Source organism: Corynebacterium matruchotii (assembly GCF_011612265.2).
GTDB lineage: Bacteria > Actinomycetota > Actinomycetes > Mycobacteriales > Mycobacteriaceae > Corynebacterium > Corynebacterium matruchotii.
On sequence record NZ_CP050134.2, the window covers coordinates 1763476 to 1782827 of the forward strand.

18 protein-coding genes and 1 pseudogene are annotated in these 19352 nt (G+C 59.8%); 9 read left to right on the forward strand and 10 right to left on the reverse strand.

The features are described from left to right. The first annotated feature begins 134 nt into the window (after positions 1-134). The 3 genes from HBA49_RS07855 to HBA49_RS07865 all read left to right on the forward strand — a co-directional run bounded on the left by HBA49_RS07855 (position 135) and on the right by HBA49_RS07865 (position 4209). Complete coding sequence (locus tag HBA49_RS07855) at positions 135-1553, forward strand: AI-2E family transporter (protein ID WP_005527484.1); 1419 nt, start codon at positions 135-137, stop codon at positions 1551-1553. Between the two features lie 198 nt (positions 1554-1751). Beyond that, complete coding sequence (locus HBA49_RS07860; protein ID WP_005527000.1) at positions 1752-3407, forward strand: DUF6542 domain-containing protein; 1656 nt, start codon at positions 1752-1754, stop codon at positions 3405-3407. Between the two features lie 67 nt (positions 3408-3474). Continuing rightward, positions 3475-4209, forward strand: coding sequence for a DUF1707 SHOCT-like domain-containing protein (locus HBA49_RS07865; RefSeq protein ID WP_005527175.1), 735 nt, complete (start codon positions 3475-3477; stop codon positions 4207-4209). 488 nt (positions 4210-4697) lie between these two features. On the opposite strand, the gene HBA49_RS07870 is transcribed toward HBA49_RS07865, so the two are convergent. Continuing rightward, complete coding sequence (locus tag HBA49_RS07870; protein ID WP_172458888.1) at positions 4698-5657, reverse strand: 4-hydroxy-3-methylbut-2-enyl diphosphate reductase; 960 nt, start codon at positions 5655-5657, stop codon at positions 4698-4700. 144 nt (positions 5658-5801) lie between these two features. Between HBA49_RS07870 and xseA the strand changes: the two genes are divergently transcribed. Continuing rightward, positions 5802-7040 carry an exodeoxyribonuclease VII large subunit gene (xseA, locus tag HBA49_RS07875; protein ID WP_005527481.1) on the forward strand — a complete coding sequence of 413 codons (1239 nt, stop codon included), beginning with the start codon at positions 5802-5804 and terminating at the stop codon, positions 7038-7040. Here the strand turns inward: xseA and HBA49_RS07880 are convergent. Continuing rightward, positions 7003-7218 (reverse strand): hypothetical protein, encoded by a 216-nt coding sequence (locus HBA49_RS07880; RefSeq protein ID WP_146743677.1) that lies wholly within the window; start codon positions 7216-7218, stop codon positions 7003-7005. The two genes, xseA and HBA49_RS07880, sit on opposite strands and share 38 nt — an antisense overlap. Before the next feature lie 76 nt (positions 7219-7294). Between HBA49_RS07880 and HBA49_RS13240 the strand changes: the two are divergent. Beyond that, positions 7295-7576: pseudogene (locus tag HBA49_RS13240) on the forward strand (exodeoxyribonuclease VII small subunit); the annotation flags it as partial. A 189-nt stretch (positions 7577-7765) separates the two neighbouring features. On the opposite strand, the gene HBA49_RS07890 reads toward HBA49_RS13240, so the two are convergent. After that, positions 7766-8377, reverse strand: a complete 612-nt coding sequence (locus HBA49_RS07890) for a DUF4245 domain-containing protein (protein WP_005527012.1) — start codon at positions 8375-8377, stop codon at positions 7766-7768. Positions 8378-8678: 301 nt separating this feature from the next. On the opposite strand from HBA49_RS07890, the gene glpX reads away from it, so the two are divergent. Continuing rightward, entirely contained in the window at positions 8679-9686 is a 1008-nt protein-coding gene (gene glpX, locus HBA49_RS07895; protein WP_005527339.1) for a class II fructose-bisphosphatase, read from the forward strand. Positions 9687-9838: 152 nt separating this feature from the next. Then, positions 9839-11236, forward strand: a complete 1398-nt coding sequence (locus HBA49_RS07900) for a class II fumarate hydratase (RefSeq protein WP_005523544.1) — start codon at positions 9839-9841, stop codon at positions 11234-11236. Between the two features lie 42 nt (positions 11237-11278). Here HBA49_RS07900 and HBA49_RS07905 read toward each other — a convergent pair whose 3' ends face one another. Beyond that, the gene (locus HBA49_RS07905) at positions 11279-11959 is read right to left on the reverse strand and encodes a LysR family transcriptional regulator substrate-binding protein (protein ID WP_005527035.1); all 681 of its coding nucleotides are present in this window, start codon (positions 11957-11959) and stop codon (positions 11279-11281) included. Here HBA49_RS07905 and HBA49_RS07910 point away from each other — a divergent pair. Continuing rightward, a complete protein-coding gene (locus tag HBA49_RS07910) occupies positions 11958-12359 on the forward strand; it encodes a DUF5997 family protein (protein WP_005527102.1) in 402 nt (133 codons plus the stop codon). The two genes, HBA49_RS07905 and HBA49_RS07910, sit on opposite strands and share 2 nt — an antisense overlap. On the opposite strand, the gene HBA49_RS07915 is transcribed toward HBA49_RS07910, so the two are convergent. The 3 genes from HBA49_RS07915 to glyA are packed head-to-tail and all read right to left on the reverse strand — an operon-like array spanning position 12340 to position 16482. Further along, positions 12340-13107 (reverse strand): aminotransferase class IV, encoded by a 768-nt coding sequence (locus HBA49_RS07915; protein ID WP_040432258.1) that lies wholly within the window; start codon positions 13105-13107, stop codon positions 12340-12342. The genes HBA49_RS07910 and HBA49_RS07915 overlap by 20 nt on opposite strands. 21 nt (positions 13108-13128) lie before the next feature. Beyond that, positions 13129-15147, reverse strand: a complete 2019-nt coding sequence (gene pabB, locus HBA49_RS07920) for an aminodeoxychorismate synthase component I (RefSeq protein WP_005526979.1) — start codon at positions 15145-15147, stop codon at positions 13129-13131. A 51-nt stretch (positions 15148-15198) separates the two neighbouring features. Then, entirely contained in the window at positions 15199-16482 is a 1284-nt protein-coding gene (gene glyA, locus HBA49_RS07925) for a serine hydroxymethyltransferase (RefSeq protein ID WP_005527375.1), read from the reverse strand. 182 nt (positions 16483-16664) lie between these two features. Here glyA and coaA point away from each other — a divergent pair, with 182 nt between their 5' ends. Next, positions 16665-17591: a type I pantothenate kinase gene (gene coaA / locus HBA49_RS07930; RefSeq protein WP_005527495.1), complete on the forward strand. Its 927-nt coding sequence runs from the start codon at positions 16665-16667 to the stop codon at positions 17589-17591. Between the two features lie 36 nt (positions 17592-17627). Here the strand turns inward: coaA and HBA49_RS07935 are convergent, their stop codons facing one another. From HBA49_RS07935 to HBA49_RS07945, 3 genes are all read right to left on the reverse strand, one after another. Continuing rightward, positions 17628-18149, reverse strand: a complete 522-nt coding sequence (locus HBA49_RS07935) for an NADPH-dependent FMN reductase family protein (RefSeq protein WP_005526964.1) — start codon at positions 18147-18149, stop codon at positions 17628-17630. Between the two features lie 24 nt (positions 18150-18173). Beyond that, positions 18174-18950 (reverse strand): isoprenyl transferase, encoded by a 777-nt coding sequence (locus HBA49_RS07940; protein ID WP_005527205.1) that lies wholly within the window; start codon positions 18948-18950, stop codon positions 18174-18176. 73 nt (positions 18951-19023) lie between these two features. Beyond that, entirely contained in the window at positions 19024-19311 is a 288-nt protein-coding gene (locus HBA49_RS07945; RefSeq protein ID WP_005527550.1) for a hypothetical protein, read from the reverse strand. Positions 19312-19352 lie beyond the last annotated feature (41 nt).

Genomic DNA, 19352 nt, shown 5'->3' on the forward strand with positions numbered 1-19352 from the left:
TACGCAATATTGCCCCCACCAGCATGGCTGCAAACTTGTTACACACCCGAGGTTGACCCCATTTGGTGAATTTTTTGCCACAATGTAGTGATGTGAGTGAGTACCAGTCGACGACCCCGGAAACCATACCGGAAATGCCCGAGCAGTTAGATGCCGCGCAATTCTTTGAGCAATTACAACCGGAGGATCCCGTCGCCCACATCGACCGTGCCGAAATCATCGGCAACGGCATTAAACACCTTGCCTCATGGTGCCTACGCCTGCTGATTATTGCCGCCGCCGCTTTCGTCATCTGGCACATCCTCAGCCAAGTGTGGCGCGGGGGCCTGCCCATCGTCCTGGCCATCATTGTGTGCACCGTGCTGTGGCCGCCGGTGGCCTGGCTCCGCAAACACGGCATCCCCGCCGGTCTGGCCGCCATGATCGCTATCCTGGGTTCCTTTGGCGGCTTCGGCTTCCTCATCTGGCTGATCGCCCCCTCGGTAGTCAACCAGTCACAAACCCTCTATTTCCAGGCTTTCGAAGGGGTGCAGCGCCTGCAACTCTGGCTTCAGGGGCCACCCATGAACCTCGACCCCAGTGACCTGGACGACCGCATCGACACCGCTGCCCAATGGCTGCAATCCAAAGCGGGCTCTATCGCATCGGAAGTATTTTCCGGCCTCGGCATTGCCAGCTCGGTCATGGTCACCATGCTCGTAGTGCTGGTGCTCACGTTTTTCTTCCTCAAGGACGGCGATAAATTCCTGCCCTGGCTGCGCGGCATGGTGGGGCAACGCGCCGGCTGGCACCTCACCGAACTGCTGACCCGCGGCTGGATCACCCTCAGCGGTTTTATCCGGGCCCAGGCGCTCGTGTCGCTGGTGGACGCCGTCTTCATCGGATCGGGCCTTATCATCCTCGGCGTGCCCTTAGCGCTAGCGCTGGCGGTCCTCACGTTTATCACCGGGTTCATTCCCATCGTGGGGGCGTTCATCGCCGGCACCCTATCGGTAACGGTGGCCCTGGTCTCCCTGGGCGTGACCGAGGCCGTCATCACGCTCATCATTGTGCTCCTGGTGCAGCAGCTCGAAGGCAATATTCTCTCACCGCTGCTGCAGTCCAAAGCCGTCAACCTGCACCCGGTGGTGGTGCTGATCTCCGTGACGGTTGGCGGCTCGCTCTTTAATATTGCTGGCGCATTCCTGGCCGTACCGTTTGCCGCCATGGCCGCCGTGCTCTTCCGTTACCTCCACGACATGACCGCCCTGCGCGCCGGCGAAAAAACCGCCGCCCAAATTCGCTTTGCGACGACCGCAGGTTCGCTCAGTGGCATGCAAAACGAGGCCGTAGCAAAACGCCTCCTGGCGGCCCGGCAGGCCTATATCCGCAACGACGAGGCCGCCAAGCAAGCGGAAGCGGAGGCACAGGCCGCCGAAGACACCGCCAATAATTCATTGGAAAAACCGACCACTGTATCCAAAGTACAGCATATTGGGGGGTTAGCATTCTCCACAATAACCCGCATAGGCAAAGCCGGCATAGCAGCAGTCAAAGCGTTCTACCGGACCTAAAATATGGTAACTACCAGGTGAATCTTACCTAGTTTCCCGACAGATCTGATACCTACCACATGGTTAAAGAGAATCGGGAAAACCCCAGTTAAGTCCTAGTTGTCTATTAAGTCAAAGCAAAGATTATGCTGAAAATCCGGTGTGGCTCGTGGTGCGCCGAATCCCGCTTTTCATGATAAATCGGTAACATGAATATTCGTGTCTAATGTCTCCGAGAAAAACCGCAGCCGCTCATCTGGCGCGAAGTTTTTTGGCATCCCATTATGGATGTCACTCGCGGTGCTCTGCGGCGGGTTATTGGTGGGGTCGCTCATCAGCCTGGCCAGCGGCAAACTCGGATTGCCATTCGTCCTTTGTTTTATTATTGGTGTTGTTTTTTCCGTCCTGCTCACCGAACCACGATCCCTGTTTCTTTCGGTTGTGAGCATACCCATTTTCTTCTCGATCGCGGCCGGCGCCACCGGCTGGTTCCTCAACCAGCAGATCAGTAGGCCCAACGGATCCGGGGGCATATCAAAAACCCAGATCCTCTCGGCCATCTATCCCCTGCTGCAACAGTTCCCAGTGATGGCCATAGCCACCATCGGCGCCGGCATCATCGCGTATCTCCGATGGCACCTTGTCACCCGCTATGTGCAGCAATCAGAGAAGAAAGCAGCCGAGGACCGCCGGCGAGATACCGAGACTCAGAAGCGCGCCATGAAGCAGGCGAATCGGGTGCGGACGGCCGCGCATAACACTGCCGAACCAGCCGACGAACCAGAGCAGACCAGCGGCCCTGCCCATCCCCCCAGCACGGGCAGCATCACGGTGGCGGAACTCATTAAACGGAATCAACGAGCCGCCCAAAAGGGCCAACGGCGCCGGGCGGAGCCGCCAAAACCAGCGACACCAGCCTCGGCAAAACCTGCGCCCGCGCAGGCGGCGGCGCGCTCCCCAGAGGACGACCCGGCCACCCCAGAGAAACCACGCCGCACACCCGCCACCCCCAGGGGCCAACAACCCCGCACTCCCCGCCAAACCACCAACGCCACCGGTCAGGCCACAACCTCCCGCCACAATCCACGTCAGACTTCTTCCCGGCAGGTCCCACCGCAACGGCAGACCCAGCAGCCGCAACGGTCGGCGACTCCTCAACCACAACGCCAAAACCCGCCGCAACGACAGGCCGCGAGGCGCGCAACGCCACAACAGCGACCGGTCCGCCCCGCCACTGCAGCCCGGGGTGGACAACAACCGCCCCAATCCGATGCCCGGCAATCCCGACCCGGCAATAATCTCACCGCCCGCCAGGGAAACCCCCGGCAGCAACAACGCAGCCAAGCCGCCAGTCAGTCCGGGAGTGGGCAGCATAGCAGCGGCCAGCAGCCCCGGCAACAACAATCACGGATGCAGCGCAACCAGCAAGCCACCCCGCAGGCGTCACGTCAACAATCCAGCCGTCAACAACCCAGCTCGCGTTCCGCCCACGCCAGCAATCGGCCGGCAGGCACGCCTCGCTCCTCAGCGGCAAGTGGTACCCATTCGGCGGCTTCCCAGGCTTCCCAGACCAGCACCGGGCGGCGCACCGCCCGTCAGGCTGGGCATCAGGCCAATCGCCAGTCGACCCAACAGCCACAGAAACGCACCCAACGTACCCAGCGCACCGGGCAGCCAGCCCAGCGCCGGGCTGCAACCCCCAACCAACCCGCGAGTCGTCGGGCCGCTACCACGAGCAATGGGTCCCGAAGCAGTCGACAGGATCGACAAAACCCACGGCAGGATCATCACGATCCACAAAAATCCACGGGTAGCACCCCACCCAAGCCCAGGGTGCGCCGCCGCCGGGCACTCAACGATGACCTATATAGCTGACACATCCAATCGCCGGTTTGTTCTATCCTTTAAGAGAACTTAACCACTACGACGATTGGATGAGCCAGTGAGCGAAGAATTAGCCGTACCTTCCAGCAACGAACCAGACATTCCCCGCACCCGCATTAGGTCACAACAACGAGACGCCCTCGTGTACGGCCTCAATCTTGCCCTGGACGATGGGCAATTAGATTACGAGGAAACCCAAAAACGCGCCACCATTGCTAACCGCGCCACCTATATGGATGAGGTCATGCCGCTACTGAGTGACCTCAACTTCGGCCGGAATCTTCCGGCCACCACAAACCCACAAATCCTGGATGTGCTGACCCAAGCCCAACAGCAGGGTCTCACCGAAATTGCCGCAATTGACGCAGCAACCACCGCGATGACGCAGCCCCAAAACCAGGCACTCACCAACTACTCAAATGCCTCTAAAAGCACCGCATCAATAGCAATATTCAGTGGTTCATCGAAGCGGGGACCCTGGTTGGTGGGTCCCAAGCACAATGTATTTGGCGCCTTTGGCGGAGTCCATATTGACCTACGGCAGGCTCAATTAGCAGGGCCGGTCACCACGATCAGAACAGCCATGTGTTTCGGTGGTGTCAACATTAAAGTGCCGGAAAATTATCGCATCATCGAAAGTGTTTTCCCCCTATTTGGCGGTGTCTCTATCACTGACGGGAAGGGGGTTACCTTAAAACTCTCAGACCTTCCTCCGGATGCTCCGGTCATTGATCTTCGGGGGATAATGGCCTTCGGCGGTTTGGAAATCAAACGGGTGCCAATAAACAAATAGCAACAAGATTGCTACCCCCATGCTGGGGTTCTGGCCCGAGCGTGCATAGCGGAATGGGCGCACACGGATGCAGCTTCATGTTCGAAATCGCCCATCCTACGGCCGGGTTGCCGCAATCGCATTATTACTGCCAGCACCAACGGAATGTGCCCGGAACTGTCTGCCTCATCGATTCTGACGACTCCCCAGAATCCGCCAACCCGGCTCGCACCGGTATTAAGCAACATGGCCTAGTGTCCCATGGTCGCCATCTGGGGTTATCCCACCACCAATGGTCCCCACAGAATATGGGTAACAATCCGGTATTATCCACCCAACAAACACATGTGGATAAACTGCTAATAGCCGTGGGCGATCTCGATTCGGTGGTAATATCCCCGCCACCACCGATTCGAATATTTTTTCGATATTGGTCGCGGCGCGTCAAGATAAAGACCCCCTCCCACCACGAGGTTTATGACGCACACGGGTGGGCGTCGAAAAGCTTCTTAGGACTTCGCGCGGGGCGGACGCAGCTCACGAGGAAGCGCAAATACCGTCTTTTCCGTGACCGTCGTCACCTCCTCCACCGAGGTGAACCCGCGCTCGGCCAGCCACTCCAGCACCCCATTCACCAGGATTTCCGGCACCGACGCACCCGACGTCACCCCAATGGTCGAAACCCCATCAAGCCACGACTCGTCAATCTGGTGAGCGTAATCCACCAGGTAGGACCGCTTCGCCCCCGCCTGCAACGCCACCTCAACCAGCCGTTTCGAATTCGACGAATTCCGCGACCCCACCACGATCACCAGGTCGGCGTTTTCCGAAATCACCTTCACCGCCCCCTGCCGATTCTGCGTGGCATAGCAAATGTCGTCACTCGGCGGATCTTGCAGCTGCGGGAACCGGTTATGCAGCTCCGTGACGATCTCCATCGTCTCATCCACCGACAATGTGGTCTGCGACAACCACACCAGGTTCTCCACCTCGTGCAGGAACTCCGGCAGCTTCGCCACACCCGCCACCCCATCAACCAGGTGCGTTACCTCCGGTGCCTCCCCCGCCGTGCCTTCCACTTCCTCATGCCCCTCATGCCCCACCAATAAAATGTGGTACCCGTGCTTCGCAAACCGTTTCGCCTCGTTATGTACCTTTGTCACCAGCGGGCAAGTGGCGTCCAGGGTTTTCAGCGACAGCTTTGCCGCCTCCGCATGCACCGCCGGACTCACCCCATGGGCGGAAAAAATCACATGCGCCCCCTCCGGCACCTCATCGGTCTCCTGCACAAAAATCGCACCCCGCTCCGTGAGCGTCTCCACCACATACCGGTTGTGCACAATCTCCTTGCGGACATAGACCGGCGCACCATACTTTTCTAGCGCCCGCTCCACGGTTTCCACCGCCCTGTCCACCCCCGCGCAGTATCCTCGGGGGGCAGCAACAAGAACTTTTTTCGTCTTCGTCATTGTCGCCGGCGCATCGGCCGCATCAGTCGCATCAACATCGGTGGCAGAAACAGGAGAAACGGGGGAAGTCATGAGCTACAGCTTAAACTACTTTACAGATACACCAAACACCCGCATCCCAACGGCTCATTTACAAGGAAAACCATGGCAAACCACACCACGCCGGAAACCGCCTGGCCCGTCCGCGAGCTCAATTCCAAGGTCAAAGGCTGGATCGAACGGCTCGGCTACGTCTGGGTGGAAGGACAAATCACCCAATACAAGGCAAATAACCGGTGGAAATTCTCCTACCTCACCCTCCGCGACCCAGAAATCGAAGCCAGCATCCAAATCACCTGCAATACCACGCTGCTGACCAGCGCCGACAATCCCATCGCCCAGGGCGACCGTGTTGTGGTCTACGGCAAACCATCCTTCTATGAAGGCCGCGGCTCGTTCTCCCTATGGGTGACCGAGATTCGACCGGTGGGCATTGGCGCCATGCTGGCCCGCATCGAACAGCTCCGACGCAGACTCGCCACCGAAGGGCTTTTCGACGACTCCCGCAAACACCCCCTCCCCTTCCTGCCCAATAATATTGGGCTCATCACCGGGCGCGGCTCCGCCGCCGAACGCGACGTGCTCTCCGTCTCTCAAGGTCGCTGGCCCGACGTCCAGTTCACCATTATCAACACCACGGTCCAGGGGGCCCGGGCCGTGCCAGAAATCATTGCGGCCCTCACCGAACTCGACGCCAACCCCGACGTTGATGTGATTATCATTGCCCGCGGCGGCGGTTCCGTCGAAGACCTCCTCCCGTTCTCGGAGGAAGCCCTGCAATACGCGGTCGCCGAATGCCGCACCCCGGTGGTGTCCGCCATCGGCCACGAACCCGACAATCCCATTCTCGACAATGTTGCCGACCTGCGGGCCGCCACCCCCACCGACGCCGCCAAACGTGTTGTGCCGGACGTCCTGGCGGAGCTGCAACAAGTCCGGGAGCTTCGCGGTCGGGCCGCCGCGGCCCTCCGGGGTTGGGTGTCCCGCGAACAGCAACAACTCACGGCCATTCGTTCCCGACCGGTGCTCAACGATCCGCTCACCGGCCTGCGACAACGCTGGATCGACGTGCACCAACACATCACCGCGGCACGGCGGGAAATCCAGCACCTGCTCACGACCGAAACCAACCAGGTGACGGCCCTGCGCACCCAGGTGGCCACTCTGGGCCCGGCGGCCACCCTGGCCCGCGGCTACGCTGTTGTTCAGGTGGTGCCCCGGGATGGCCGCCCCGCCGAGGTGGTCATGAGCATTGACCAATCACCGCCAGGCAGCCAACTGCGCATCCGGGTGGGTGACGGCTCCATCACCGCAGCCGCCATGCAAACCACACCCGCCGACTAGCCGCCGACCGGCCGGTGTTCGGCCCGGGGTGCTTCGGCAAGGCCCAGCTGCCTTCAGCAAGACCCAACCTAGACACTGGCTGGTATCCCGCATCATCACGAATCGGGCGTGCGAGAATGATACGCGGAATCAGCTCGTGGGAACGGATTTGCCGGAAACCGCATGCCCACTCACCCACCCCTGGCACCGCACCCCGCAACCACCCCTCACCATCAACAAACGTCTCATCACTATATTTTTAAGGAGTAACCACCATGAGCAGCACCACTGTTTTCGGTCAAGGTACCGGCGATAACGCTTTCGACCCGGTTGAAAGCCTCAACTACGAGCAGGCCCGCGATGAACTCATCGAGGTCGTGCGCATCCTCGAACTGGGCCAAATGGGTTTGGATGAATCCCTCAAATATTGGGAACGCGGGGAAGCGTTGGCAAAACGCTGCGAGGAGCATTTGGCCGGGGCAGCGCGCCGGGTGGAGGCCGCCCTCCAAGGCACGACCAAAACCACCGACAGTGACGGCAATGCCAGCAATGCCGGCAACACGCATGCAGAAACTACCGAAGCCCCCGAGAACGCCAGCATCACCAGCGACAATGGTACCGCTGGGACAAAGAGCGCCTATAACGCACCCGAAACCGCTGCGAGCCCCAAGCATGGTAGTGCCTATGGTGGCGGTTACGGCGGAGCCCCACGCCACGACGCACTATAACCTCGGAGACCGCCAGAGCTAGCGTTCCACCGGGATCGGGTCGGCCGCTATGGTGCGGGTGAGCAGGTCATTGAATTGATCATCCGTGGCGGCACCGGTCACGATCAGCCGCACATCCCCAAGATCCACCACCCGCACGGCACGGGTGTCCCAGTCAGTGCCGGTGTACACCATGACGGTGTGGCCGGCTAGATCATAGGTTGAGGTCTGTTCCCGCACATGCTCATCCAGATTTTCGACCGCTTGTTCGACCGGAACGTCGGTTTGGGTGAGCTGCGCATAGCCGTTGTTACCAATGACCCATCCCACGATGGGCGCGGGTTTGCCGGCCACCGCGCCCCGGCGCGCAGAGTTGGGGGTCCAATCGTCGGGAACCTGGGGGAGCCGGATGGGGAAGCTGGAGGCGCGGGCTTCGAGATTGAAGAAGGTTGCGGCGTCGACTTTCACGACCGGCGTGTTTTGGGGGGTGTTGCGGCCGTAGCTGCACATTCCGGTGAAGGCGACGGATGCGATCATGACGGCGAGAATAGCGGCAAGTGAGTAGATGATGTCTCGGCCGCTTTGGAAGATTTTGGGTTTTTCGTCGGTCACGGCGTTCAGTATGGCATGAATGGGTGGGTTTTCCGGCATGCTTGATCATGCTGTGGCGCCGGGAGGGCGTCGATAGGTTTTGGCGTCTCACCATGTCATACGCGCCATGATTACCACCCGTGTGCGCGGCAAGACCAAAATTTTTCCGAGCATAAATTTGGCATCTTTGGGTTTCGGTCGCCTAAAATCCCGGATTTTACCCTAATTCGGGTGAGAGTTTTTCCCACAAGTCGGGATGGAAATGGAAGAATGAAAGGCGGGATTTTTTATCACTTTTCCCACTGATTTTATGCCATATTTTTTGGCGCTCACTTTTGATTATGAAGGAGTCTGTGACCCCATGTCACCATCTCGTCCTGGTATTCCTGATCGTAACTTGGCTCTTGAATTGGTTCGCGTCACCGAGGCCGCCGCACTGGCTTCCGGCCGGTGGGTGGGCCGCGGTAAGAAAAATGAGGGTGATGGTGCCGCAGTCGATGCAATGCGCACCTTGATTAATTCGGTTCAAATGAATGGTGTCGTGGTGATTGGTGAAGGGGAGAAAGACCAGGCACCGATGCTGTTTAATGGTGAGCGTGTGGGTACCGGTGAGGGCGCCGAGGTGGATATTGCGGTGGACCCGATTGATGGTACGACGCTCATGGCCGAGGGTCGCCCGAATGCGATTTCGGTGCTGGCTGCCGCCGAGCGGGGTTCAATGTTTGACCCGTCGGCGGTTTTTTATATGAAGAAGATTGCGGTGGGCCCAGATGCTGTGGGTTGTATCGATATTACGGCGCCGGTGTCGCATAACATTCAGGCGGTGGCGAAGGCAAAGGGGATTACGCCCTCGGATGTGACGGTGGTGGTGTTGGATCGGCCCAGGCATGCCGAGTTGATTCAGGATGTGCGGGATTCGGGCGCGAAGGTGCGACTGATTCGGGATGGTGACGTGGCTGGTGCAGTGGCCGCGGCACAGGACACCAACTCGGTGGACATCATGATGGGCGTGGGGGGCACTCCTGAGGGCATTATTGCGGCGTGTGCCATGAAGTGTATGGGTGGTGAGATTCAGGGAATTTTGGCACCGAAGGATGCTGCCGAGGCGGAAAAGGCCCAGGCTGCTGGCCATGATTTGGGTAAGGTTTTAACCACGGATGACCTGGTTACTTCGAATAATTGTTTCTTCGTGGCCACGGGTGTGACCAATGGTGACATGTTGCGGGGCGTGTCGTATCGCGCGAATGGTGCAACCACCCGGTCGCTGGTGATGCGGTCGCGGTCGGGCACGATTCGGTACATCGAGTCGGTGCATAAGTTAGCGAAGTTACAGGAGTATGCGGTGGTGGATTATTCGCCGAAGCCATAAGGGTTTTTCGCTTGTCGACGCCCAGGGTGTGGCGTAGCTCTCGGGGATTGTGCCCCACCCCGAGAGTGATTTTTGGTACATACTTTAAGGGGTAGTGTTTTCGGCACTCAACCGATAGTTATAGCTTTCTATTTTTGTAAGGTGGTCTTTTTATGACTGAATATCGCATCGAACACGACACCATGGGTGAGGTCAAGGTCCCGGTTGATGCCCTATGGCGGGCGCAAACCCAGCGGGCAGTGGAGAACTTCCCGATTTCCGGTCGGGGGTTGCAGCCCGCCCAGATTCGGGCCATGGGGTTGTTGAAGGCTGCGTGCGCCCAGGTGAATAAGGACCGGGGTTTACTTACCGATGAGCAGGCGGATGCCATTATTGCGGCCGCGAAGGAGATCGCGGACGGTAAACATGATGCCGAGTTCCCCATTGATGTGTTCCAGACTGGTTCGGGCACGTCTTCGAACATGAACACCAATGAGGTCATTGCGTCGATCGCTAAGGCCAATGGTGTTGAGGTGCACCCCAACGATCATGTAAATATGGGCCAGTCGTCGAACGATACGTTCCCGACCGCCACCCACATTGCCGCCACCGAGGCTGCCGTGACCGTGCTCATTCCAGCATTGAAGGTGCTGCATGATTCGTTGGCTGCGAAGGCCAAGGAGTGGGAGCATGTGGTGAAGTCGGGCCGCACTCACTTGATGGATGCGGTGCCGGTGACGTTGGGCCAGGAGTTTAGCGGTTATGCCCGGCAGATTGCCGCCGGTATTGAGCGAGTCGAGGCCACATTGCCGCGCCTTGGTGAGGTGCCGATCGGTGGTACCGCGGTGGGTACGGGTCTGAATACCCCGGCTGATTTCGGCGCTAAGGTTGTGGCCGAGCTGGTGAAGCTCACCAATGTCACGGAGTTAAAGGAGTGCGTGAATCATTTCGAGGCTCAGGCGAACCGGGATGGGTTGGTGGAGTTTTCCGGGGCGATGCGCACGGTGGCAGTGTCGTTGAATAAGATTGCCAACGATATTCGGTGGATGGGTTCGGGCCCGCTGACCGGCCTGGGCGAAATTCACCTGCCGGATTTGCAGCCGGGTTCGTCGATCATGCCGGGTAAGGTGAATCCGGTGCTGTGCGAGACCGCCACCCAGGTTGCGGCACAGGTGATTGGTAATGATACTGCCGTGGCGTTTGCTGGTTCCCAGGGGCAGTTCGAATTGAATGTGTTCATCCCGGTGATGGCCCGGAACGTGCTGGAGTCGGCAACGCTGTTGGCCAATACTGCCCGGGTGTTTGCCGCGAAGCTGGTGGATGGCATTGAGCCGAATGAGAAGCGGATGCGCACGCTAGCCGAGTCGTCCCCGTCCATCGTGACCCCGTTGAATTCGGCGATCGGCTACGAGAATGCCGCCAAGGTAGCTAAGACCGCATTGAAGGAGGGTAAGACCATCCGGCAGACCGTTATCGACCTGGGGTTTGTTGATGGTGAGAAGCTGACTGAGGCGGAGTTGGATAAGCGTCTTGACGTGTTGGCCATGGCGAACACGGATCGGGACAAGTAGTCGCTTCGACTAGCTGTCGCCCTGCCGATAGGTTACGGCGTGTTACCGTGACCTGCGGGGGCCGCCGCGTCGTCGACCAGGTTTTCGACCCGCGAGTTTTTTCGCCCGGTTTTTGGTTGTGGTTTTTACCGATTTCCGGGCGGGTTGACCCGCGGGTTTCGCATTGGCATGTTGGCTGCCCCGGGTTGATTGTGGGGTGCGGCCCTTGGCGATGCCCACGAAGTCTTGGATGGCTTCGCTGTCGTCGGTTTTCCGCCACACCAGGGCAATGGTAGTGGACGGGTAGGTGGGGTTGTGGTATTCCCGGTGGACGATTTTCTTCCCACTCAGCAGTTTGAGCACCGGCCGGGGAGCGATGACCACTCCCACGCCGGCCGCCACCACGCCCAGGTGTTCCCGGATGGCGGGAATGTCACTGCTGCCCTGGTAGTGAATGAGCTCACCAACAATATCTTTTTCGCCCACCTGTTCGAGCAGCGTGAGGGTGTGGTCGACCGGCAGCGCGATCCCCGGTTGCTCGTTGTAAAGCCGCACCACATGCATTTCGTCGGTGACCCGCGCATCCGGCAGCCGCACAAGCGCCACATCGACATCCCCGCTCAGTAGCTGCGCCAAAGCATCGTCGCTGGCCACGGTGCGCAGTCCCCCATGATCGGTGCGGTCGGTAAACCGCCGAAACCACTTATCGGGTTCGGTGCCGGTAATAAAGCTTAAGCTCAACATGACTTTTAATGTTACTGTTGTGACCGTGAATGAAGAATCTGTACGTCAGCCGTCCGGCACAGCCATGAAGCCGCAGACCGCCGCGAAAAAGCTGGGCATCTACCTGCCCGCCGCGCCAGAGGAGTTCCAGGCCACCGCGATCACCCACGCAGAGCTTGCGAAACTCCACACCGACCCGCCCGAATGGTTGCAAACTTTGCGACGCACGGGCCCGCACCCCCGGCCCGTCGTAGCGCAAAAACTCGGCATCACCATTGCCGCCCTCAAACGCAACGGCATGGACAAGCCGCTCACCACCGCCGAAATCAAGGCGCTGCTGGAAAACCAGCCGGATTGGTTGCGGGAGGCCCGCACCGCCCACGCCGAAAATCGCACCGCCGCTAGCGAAGAAACCGATTAAGATTCACCGGTGGCGCCGGGGACCGGGTCACAGTGTGTGCGTCATGGATCGTCACCACCGGCGTCCACCCATGGAGCGCATTGCCAACCGCGCACGGCAATCGGCGCAGCTCCTTGACGCTGACCGCGCCGGACACCACCCGGATTCCGGCCGCCCGCACCCCCGCTATGGTGCGCCGCCACGTCACCGACGGCAGCACCCCCGCGTCCGCCGTCACCAGGTGGTCCCCCACCCACGCGACCAGCGCCCCCGTCGTGGTCTCAATGGCATCGCCGGTGGCTGCGGCCAGTAGTAGCGCATCGTCCGCCCCCTGCCGCACGGCCTCCGCCCGCATATCCGTCAGCACCGGCAAATCCCACCCCTTGATTTCCGGGCGTTCCCGCGGATCCGACCCTGCCGGCACCCACAACCTGGTAGCCACCCGGCGCGCCGGGGCCGGCCGCACCCAAAGATACACCTCGCACGGCCCGCCTCGATCCACCGCGTGGCATTCCAGGCGGGGAAACCACTCCCCCACCTGCGGCAAACAGGCCCGCACCATGGACTCTAGTTCCGCGGCCGAAACCCCCAGGGGGACAAAACCCGACACAGACCGCACGAACCGGTCAATATGCAACCCCAGCCCCGACACCACTCCGTCAACCAGCAGAAACGAGTCGATCACATTATGGTCCGGCGGCGCCGGCAGCAGGGGCACACTCGGCACCGGCACGAACCCTGCAGCACCCAGGCGGTAGCCCTCAGGCATCACCGATCACCAACCCACCTGTTATCCGGTCGGGAAATCCTGGTTGGTGAGGTCCAGCAGCGGCACCGTCTTCGTCATGATCTCCTGGTATTCGGTCTCCGGGTCCGACAGGGCCAAAATCGCGCCCCCCACCCCATACGACAGCGAATCACCATCAACAATGATTGAGCGGATCACCATGGACAAGTCCATGGCCCCATCAACCCCGAAATACCCCAACGCGCCCGAGTAGATACCCCGAGCCTCCCCTTCGATCGCATCAATGATCTGCATCGTCCTGATCTTCGGCGCCCCCGTCATGGACCCGCCCGGGAAGCTGGAGCGGATGAGATCCACCCGGGTCTTGTCGCCCCGCAGCTCCGCAGTGACCGTGCTAATTAATTGGTGTACCGTCGAAAACGTCTCAACTTCGAACATTGGTTCGGCGCGGACGGTGCCGGGTTGGGCCACGTGCGCTAAGTCATTGCGAACCAAATCGACGATCATCAGGTTCTCCGCCCGATCCTTAGGGTTCGTTGCTAAATCCTCCCGCAGCAGCTCATCCTCCTCCGCGGTCTCCCCCCGAACCCGGGTCCCTTTGATCGGCCGCGACTCAATCATGCCCGCGGCATCCACCCGCAAAAACCGTTCCGGCGACGTCGACATGACCGCGACATCCCCAAACCGCAGCAACGCCCCAAACGGGCTGGGATTCTCCTCCCGCAGCTGCAAATATGATGACACCACGTCAATATTGCCCCGGGCCGTAATCTTATTGGTCAAGCAAATCTCATAGCTGTCGCCGGCATAAATCCGGTCGATGCACTCGTTGATGTCCGACAAATATTGGTCGTAGCCGGCTCGGGCCTTCAGCTTTGTTACCCGCATGGGGTGCTCCCGCCGCTTGAGCCGCTTCCGTGGTGAACAAATCGCCTCCACGGCCTCGGCCACCCACTGCATCTGCTCCTGGTTGCTCGGCTCATCCGCCCCCGTGAGCCACATCAAATGCACCTGGTTCTGGTGGTGATCCACCGCAACCGCCCGATCCGCAAACAGCAATGACATGTCCGGGTATGGTGATGTGTGTGCCCGATCCGCCCCGCACTCCGCTTTGAGCTCATAGCCGAGATACCCCACCCACCCCAGCTTGAACCCTAAATCCAGGTGGTCGAGGGCGCTGGTGTCCCCCACATGCGTGTTGAGCACCCACTCTAATTGGTCGAGCACGTCCCCCCGACCCACGTTGTGCATCATTGTCATCGCATACGGTCCCGTGGTGTCCCCCAGGTAGCTCACCCGCCCATCCGCATGGTCATTATCGCTGGCATCCAGCCAGAAACTCGTGTAGGAGCGGGCAAACAGATTGCGGTAGATTGTGGCCGTGTTCACTGACTTGTCAATGGTGAGCACATTCGCGTGCCATTTCGGGGTTGGTTTCGGCGGGGCTGGCACTTTGGGGGCTTGCCGCAGCTGGAAGCTCACGCCGCCGCGGCGGGCGGCCATGCCGAGGAAGTTTTGGAGGAGTCGGTGTCCGTCGAAACCGCCAACGGATTCTGGGTGAAACTGCACCCCCCATTGTGGTAGCTCCTTGTGGGCCATGGCCATGGGGATGCCGTCAATGGTTCTAGCGGTCACCACCAGGGAGTCGGGTATTGGTTCAGCAATGAGTGAATGATAGCGGACCACTTCCAGGGGGCTGGGGAGGCCGGCGAATAGGCCAACACCGTCGTGGTAGACCCACACGGTTTGGCCGTGCACGGGTTCGGGGGCATAGTCGGTACCGCCACCCCACGCCTGGGCGAGAGCTTGGTGCCCGAGGCATACGCCCAGCATAGGGACGTCGGCAAGCTTGATGATGTTGAGGGTGTTGCCGATGTCCACCGGGTTGTCCGCCCTGCCGGGGCCGGGGGAAAAGATCACTGCATCAAAGCTGGCGATGAATTCAATGCTGAGTTTTTCGTCATGGTTGACCACTGTGGGGCGTTGGCCAACCAGGTCCTCTAGGTAAGAAACCAGGTTGAAAGTGAACGAATCCTGGTGATCAATGACTAAGATGCGCACAAACCCAAAGGTTAGACGATGAATGGGTGAGTAGCAAAGATTTTTCGGGTTTTATATCAGGCGCCAGTCTTCCAATCCGTCGTAGAGCGGGAAAGCGTCGGCCAGTTTCGCAACCCGGGCCTGCAAATCTGGTACCGCCGTGGCGTTGGTGAGGGCTTCGGCAATGATGTCGGCGACTTCGGTGAAGGCGGCAGCGTCGAAACCGCGGGTGGCCAGCGCGGGTGTGCCGATGCGCAGCCCGGAGGTCACCATCGGTGGCCGGGGGTCGAAGGGCACGGCATTGCGGTTGACGGTGATGCCCACCTCGTGCAGTAGGTCTTCGGCTTGTTTACCGTCGAGTTGCGAGTTCCGCAGGTCGACGAGGGCCAGGTGCACATCGGTCCCGCCGGTGAGCACGCCAATGCCGGCGGCCTGGCAGTCGGCTGCGGTGAGCCGCTCCGCCAGGATGTGGGCGCCGTCGAGGGTGCGCTGCTGGCGCTGCCTAAACTGGTCGGTGGCGGCAATCTTCATGGCCACGGCCTTGGCGGCAATGGCGTGCATGAGCGGACCACCCTGCTGGCCGGGGAAGACCGCGGAGTTAATGGCCTTAGCGTATTCCTGCTTGGCGAGGATCATGCCGGAGCGGGGCCCGCCCAGGGTTTTATGCACGGTGGTCGACACGACATCGGCGTGCGGGATGGGGCTGGGGTGCAGGCCGGCGGCGACTAGGCCGGCGAAGTGGGCCATGTCCACCCACAGTTTCGCCCCCACCTCGTCGGCGATGGCGCGGAAGGCCGCAAAATCCTGGTGGCGCGGGTAGGCGGACCAGCCGGCGATAATCACCTGCGGCCGTTCGGCCAGGGCCTGCTCCCGCACTCGGTCCATGTCGATACGGAAGGTGGTGGGGTCTACTTCGTAGGCGACCACCTGGTAGAGCTTCCCGGAAAAGTTCAGGCGCATACCGTGGGTGAGGTGGCCGCCGTGGGCGAGGGACAGGCCCATGATTTTATCGCCCGGGTTGGCGAGCGCCATGAGCACGGCAGCATTGGCTTGGGCGCCGGCGTGCGGCTGCACATTGGCAAATTCGGCGCCGAAGAGGGCTTTCGCACGGTCGCGGGCCAGGTTTTCTACTATGTCGGAGTTTTCGCAGCCACCATAGTAGCGGCGGCCCGGGTAGCCCTCGGCGTATTTATTGGTGAAAACGGAGCCCTGGGCTTGGAGAACGCTGCGGGGCACGAAATTTTCCGAGGCAATCATTTCCAGGGTGGCGCGTTGGCGACCTAGTTCGCCGGCGATTGCTGCCGCCACATCCGGGTCAAATTCTGCTAGTGGCTGGTATTGGATGTCGTCTGTCACGGTCAATCGCGCTCCAATCATGCGGTTTTCGATTGTGGAAGGTTTAAGAATAGTTTAATGGATCACGCTGCGCGTTACCGGCTAATATTGCGTGGGTTGATAAGCGGCAGGGTGGGTTTCCTGGGATAGCTCCTCATGAGGTTCTTTGTGTCCCGCCACGAGCTGTTGGCAGAATAAGTGATATGACCCGCCCTAATGTTTCCAGCCCCTATCTAGATTTTGATAGGCGCGCCTGGAGTGGACTCCGTAATTCTTTCCCGCAAGTGCTCACGGAGGATGATCTGGAAAAGATTCGAGGCATTGGGGAATCCATTGATTTGGCCGAGGTTGCCGACGTTTATTTGCCGCTCAGCCGGTTGATTCACTTGCAGATTCAGGCGCGGCAGGAGCTGACCGCAACAACTGAAACGTTTTTGGGCGAAAACCCGCAGCATGTACCGTTTGTGATTGGGGTGGCGGGTTCGGTGGCGGTGGGAAAATCCACCACGGCCCGCCTCTTGCAGGTGTTATTGCAGCGGTGGCCCAGCCATCCGCATGTGGATTTGGTCACAACCGACGGGTTTCTGTACCCCGGCGCGCAGCTGCGGAAGCGGGGGCTCATGAGCCGGAAGGGGTTTCCGGAAAGCTACGATCAGCGGGCATTGTTGCGGTTTGTGACGGATGTGAAATCGGGCAGGCCGAATGTGCAGGCGCCGGTGTATTCGCACACACTCTACGACCGGGTGCCGAACGAGTTTATTACGGTGAACCGGCCGGACATTCTCATCGTTGAGGGGTTGAATGTGTTGCAAACCGGCCCTACCCTGGTGATTTCTGATTTGTTTGATTTTTCGGTGTATGTGGATGCGCGCACGGAAGATATTGAGCGTTGGTATATTGAGCGGTTTTTGGAGTTGCGCGCCACCGCGTTCCGGGAGCCGGATGCGCATTTTTCCCATTACGCCCAGTTGCCGGATAGCGCGGCGGCGCAGAAGGCGCGGCATATTTGGCAGACGATTAATCTGCCGAACCTGGTGGAGAATATTCTCCCCACGCGGGTGCGGGCATCGTTGGTGTTGACGAAGCGTTCCGACCATTCGGTGCAGCGGGTGCGCATGCGCAAGCTTTGATCGTTGGCTGCCGCTTTGCGACGCCCAATGGTGGGATCAGCCCGCAGTAACCCAGGACACGATGGGGTCAAGGTAGCTGAAGTCAATGCCGTCGATGTCTTTGTTATAGCCCGCCACCAGGGCTTGTTCGGCGGGGGATTTTCCGGGTTTCAGTTTCAGCGCGGTAACGATCGAGGTGAGGATGGCCTTGTGACCGGGTTGCACAGTGGAATAGTTGAGCCGGCCGGGAACGTAAAACCTGGTGCAGGTGTCCGGCACCATGGAGCACATTTGGTCTTTGGCCTTGGCAGATTCAATGGGGGTCATGCCCACCGCGACGGCGGCAATGTTTCGCCCGAGGGGTGATTCGGTGCTGATGCGGGTGGCAAGTTTGGCCGCGGGGATGACCGGTCCGTGAACATAGCTGAAAATCACCACGGGTTTGTCGTCGACAGGCACCGGACGGTCAGCGTCGAATGCTTGTGCGGATATGTCTTGCATGGTGAGGAGTTCGGCAAGTTTTTCCGCATATTCTTTCGACGAGGAGTAGATGGATTGGTACCGAATATGGGCGTCCATAACTGTCCTTACTACGGTTGGGGATTATTTTCCGAATCGGCGGGAGCGCTTGGAGTATTCGCGCAGTGCCCGCAGGAAATCGAGGCGGCGGAAGGCCGGCCAGTAGGTGTCGGTGAACCAAATTTCCGAGTAGGCCGACTGCCACAGAAGGAAGCCGGATAATCGTTGTTCTCCCGACGTGCGAATGACCAGGTCCGGGTCGGGTTGCCCGGAGGTGTAGAGGTGGGAGGCGATGGCTTCGGCGCTGACTTTTTCCACAAGTTCCGTGGTGGTGGTGCCCTCGCGCGCCTCGCTGGCGATGAAGTCGCGGACCGCGTCCACGATTTCTTGCCGCCCCCCGTAGCCCACAGCAACGTTGACGGTCACACCAGTGTTGGTTTTGGTTTGTTCGGAGGATACGCTGAGCCGGTGGGATATGTGTTCGGGCAGCAGGTTGAGGTGCCCGACGAGTCGCACGCGACAGTTTCGGTGCGGGGCGGAGAGTTCGGCAACAACGTCACAGATGATGTCGAGCAGGAGTTGAAGTTCTTCGGCGTCACGCCCCAGGTTTTCGGTGGAGAGCAGGTAAATGGTAACCAATTCCACATCGGTGTCGGCGCACCAGGAGACAAGTTCCCCAATTTTTTTCGCACCCACCCGATGCCCGTGGCTGACGTCGATAAACCCGGCTTCCCTCGCCCATCGACGGTTGCCGTCGCACATGATTGCGACGTGTTCGGGTCGTTTGGCGCCGGAGATTTCCCGCAGCAATCGCCGCTCGTAGAGGGGATATAGTAACGCCGGCAGAATGGGGGGAATCATACTCACTTCGGTTTTACTCTTTTCGTGCGGATGGTGGATTGCGAATGTTAGCCAAAAACCAGCTAAGAATAGCTTAGAACCAGCCGAGCTTTCGTTGGTCTAACACCCCGGCCTCCGCCATGGCCGCGTCGAGTTTTTCCGCATCGAATGGGTCGATCCCGTGGGTTTCGGCGAAGAGTCGCCGCCGATTCATGCGGCTATAGCGGCGGTGAAACGCCCACCCGAGGAACAGCACCGCGGCGAGCAGTGCCACGATCACAAACCAGCCGATGGGTGAGGCTTTACCAAATTCCGACCCCACCGGGCCGGCACCTTGTTGCGCTACTAGTAGGACCGATTTGACGACCACGACATCCTCCAACGTTTACCTTGTAAAGTAGTCACTCTGCACTTTAGCAGAAG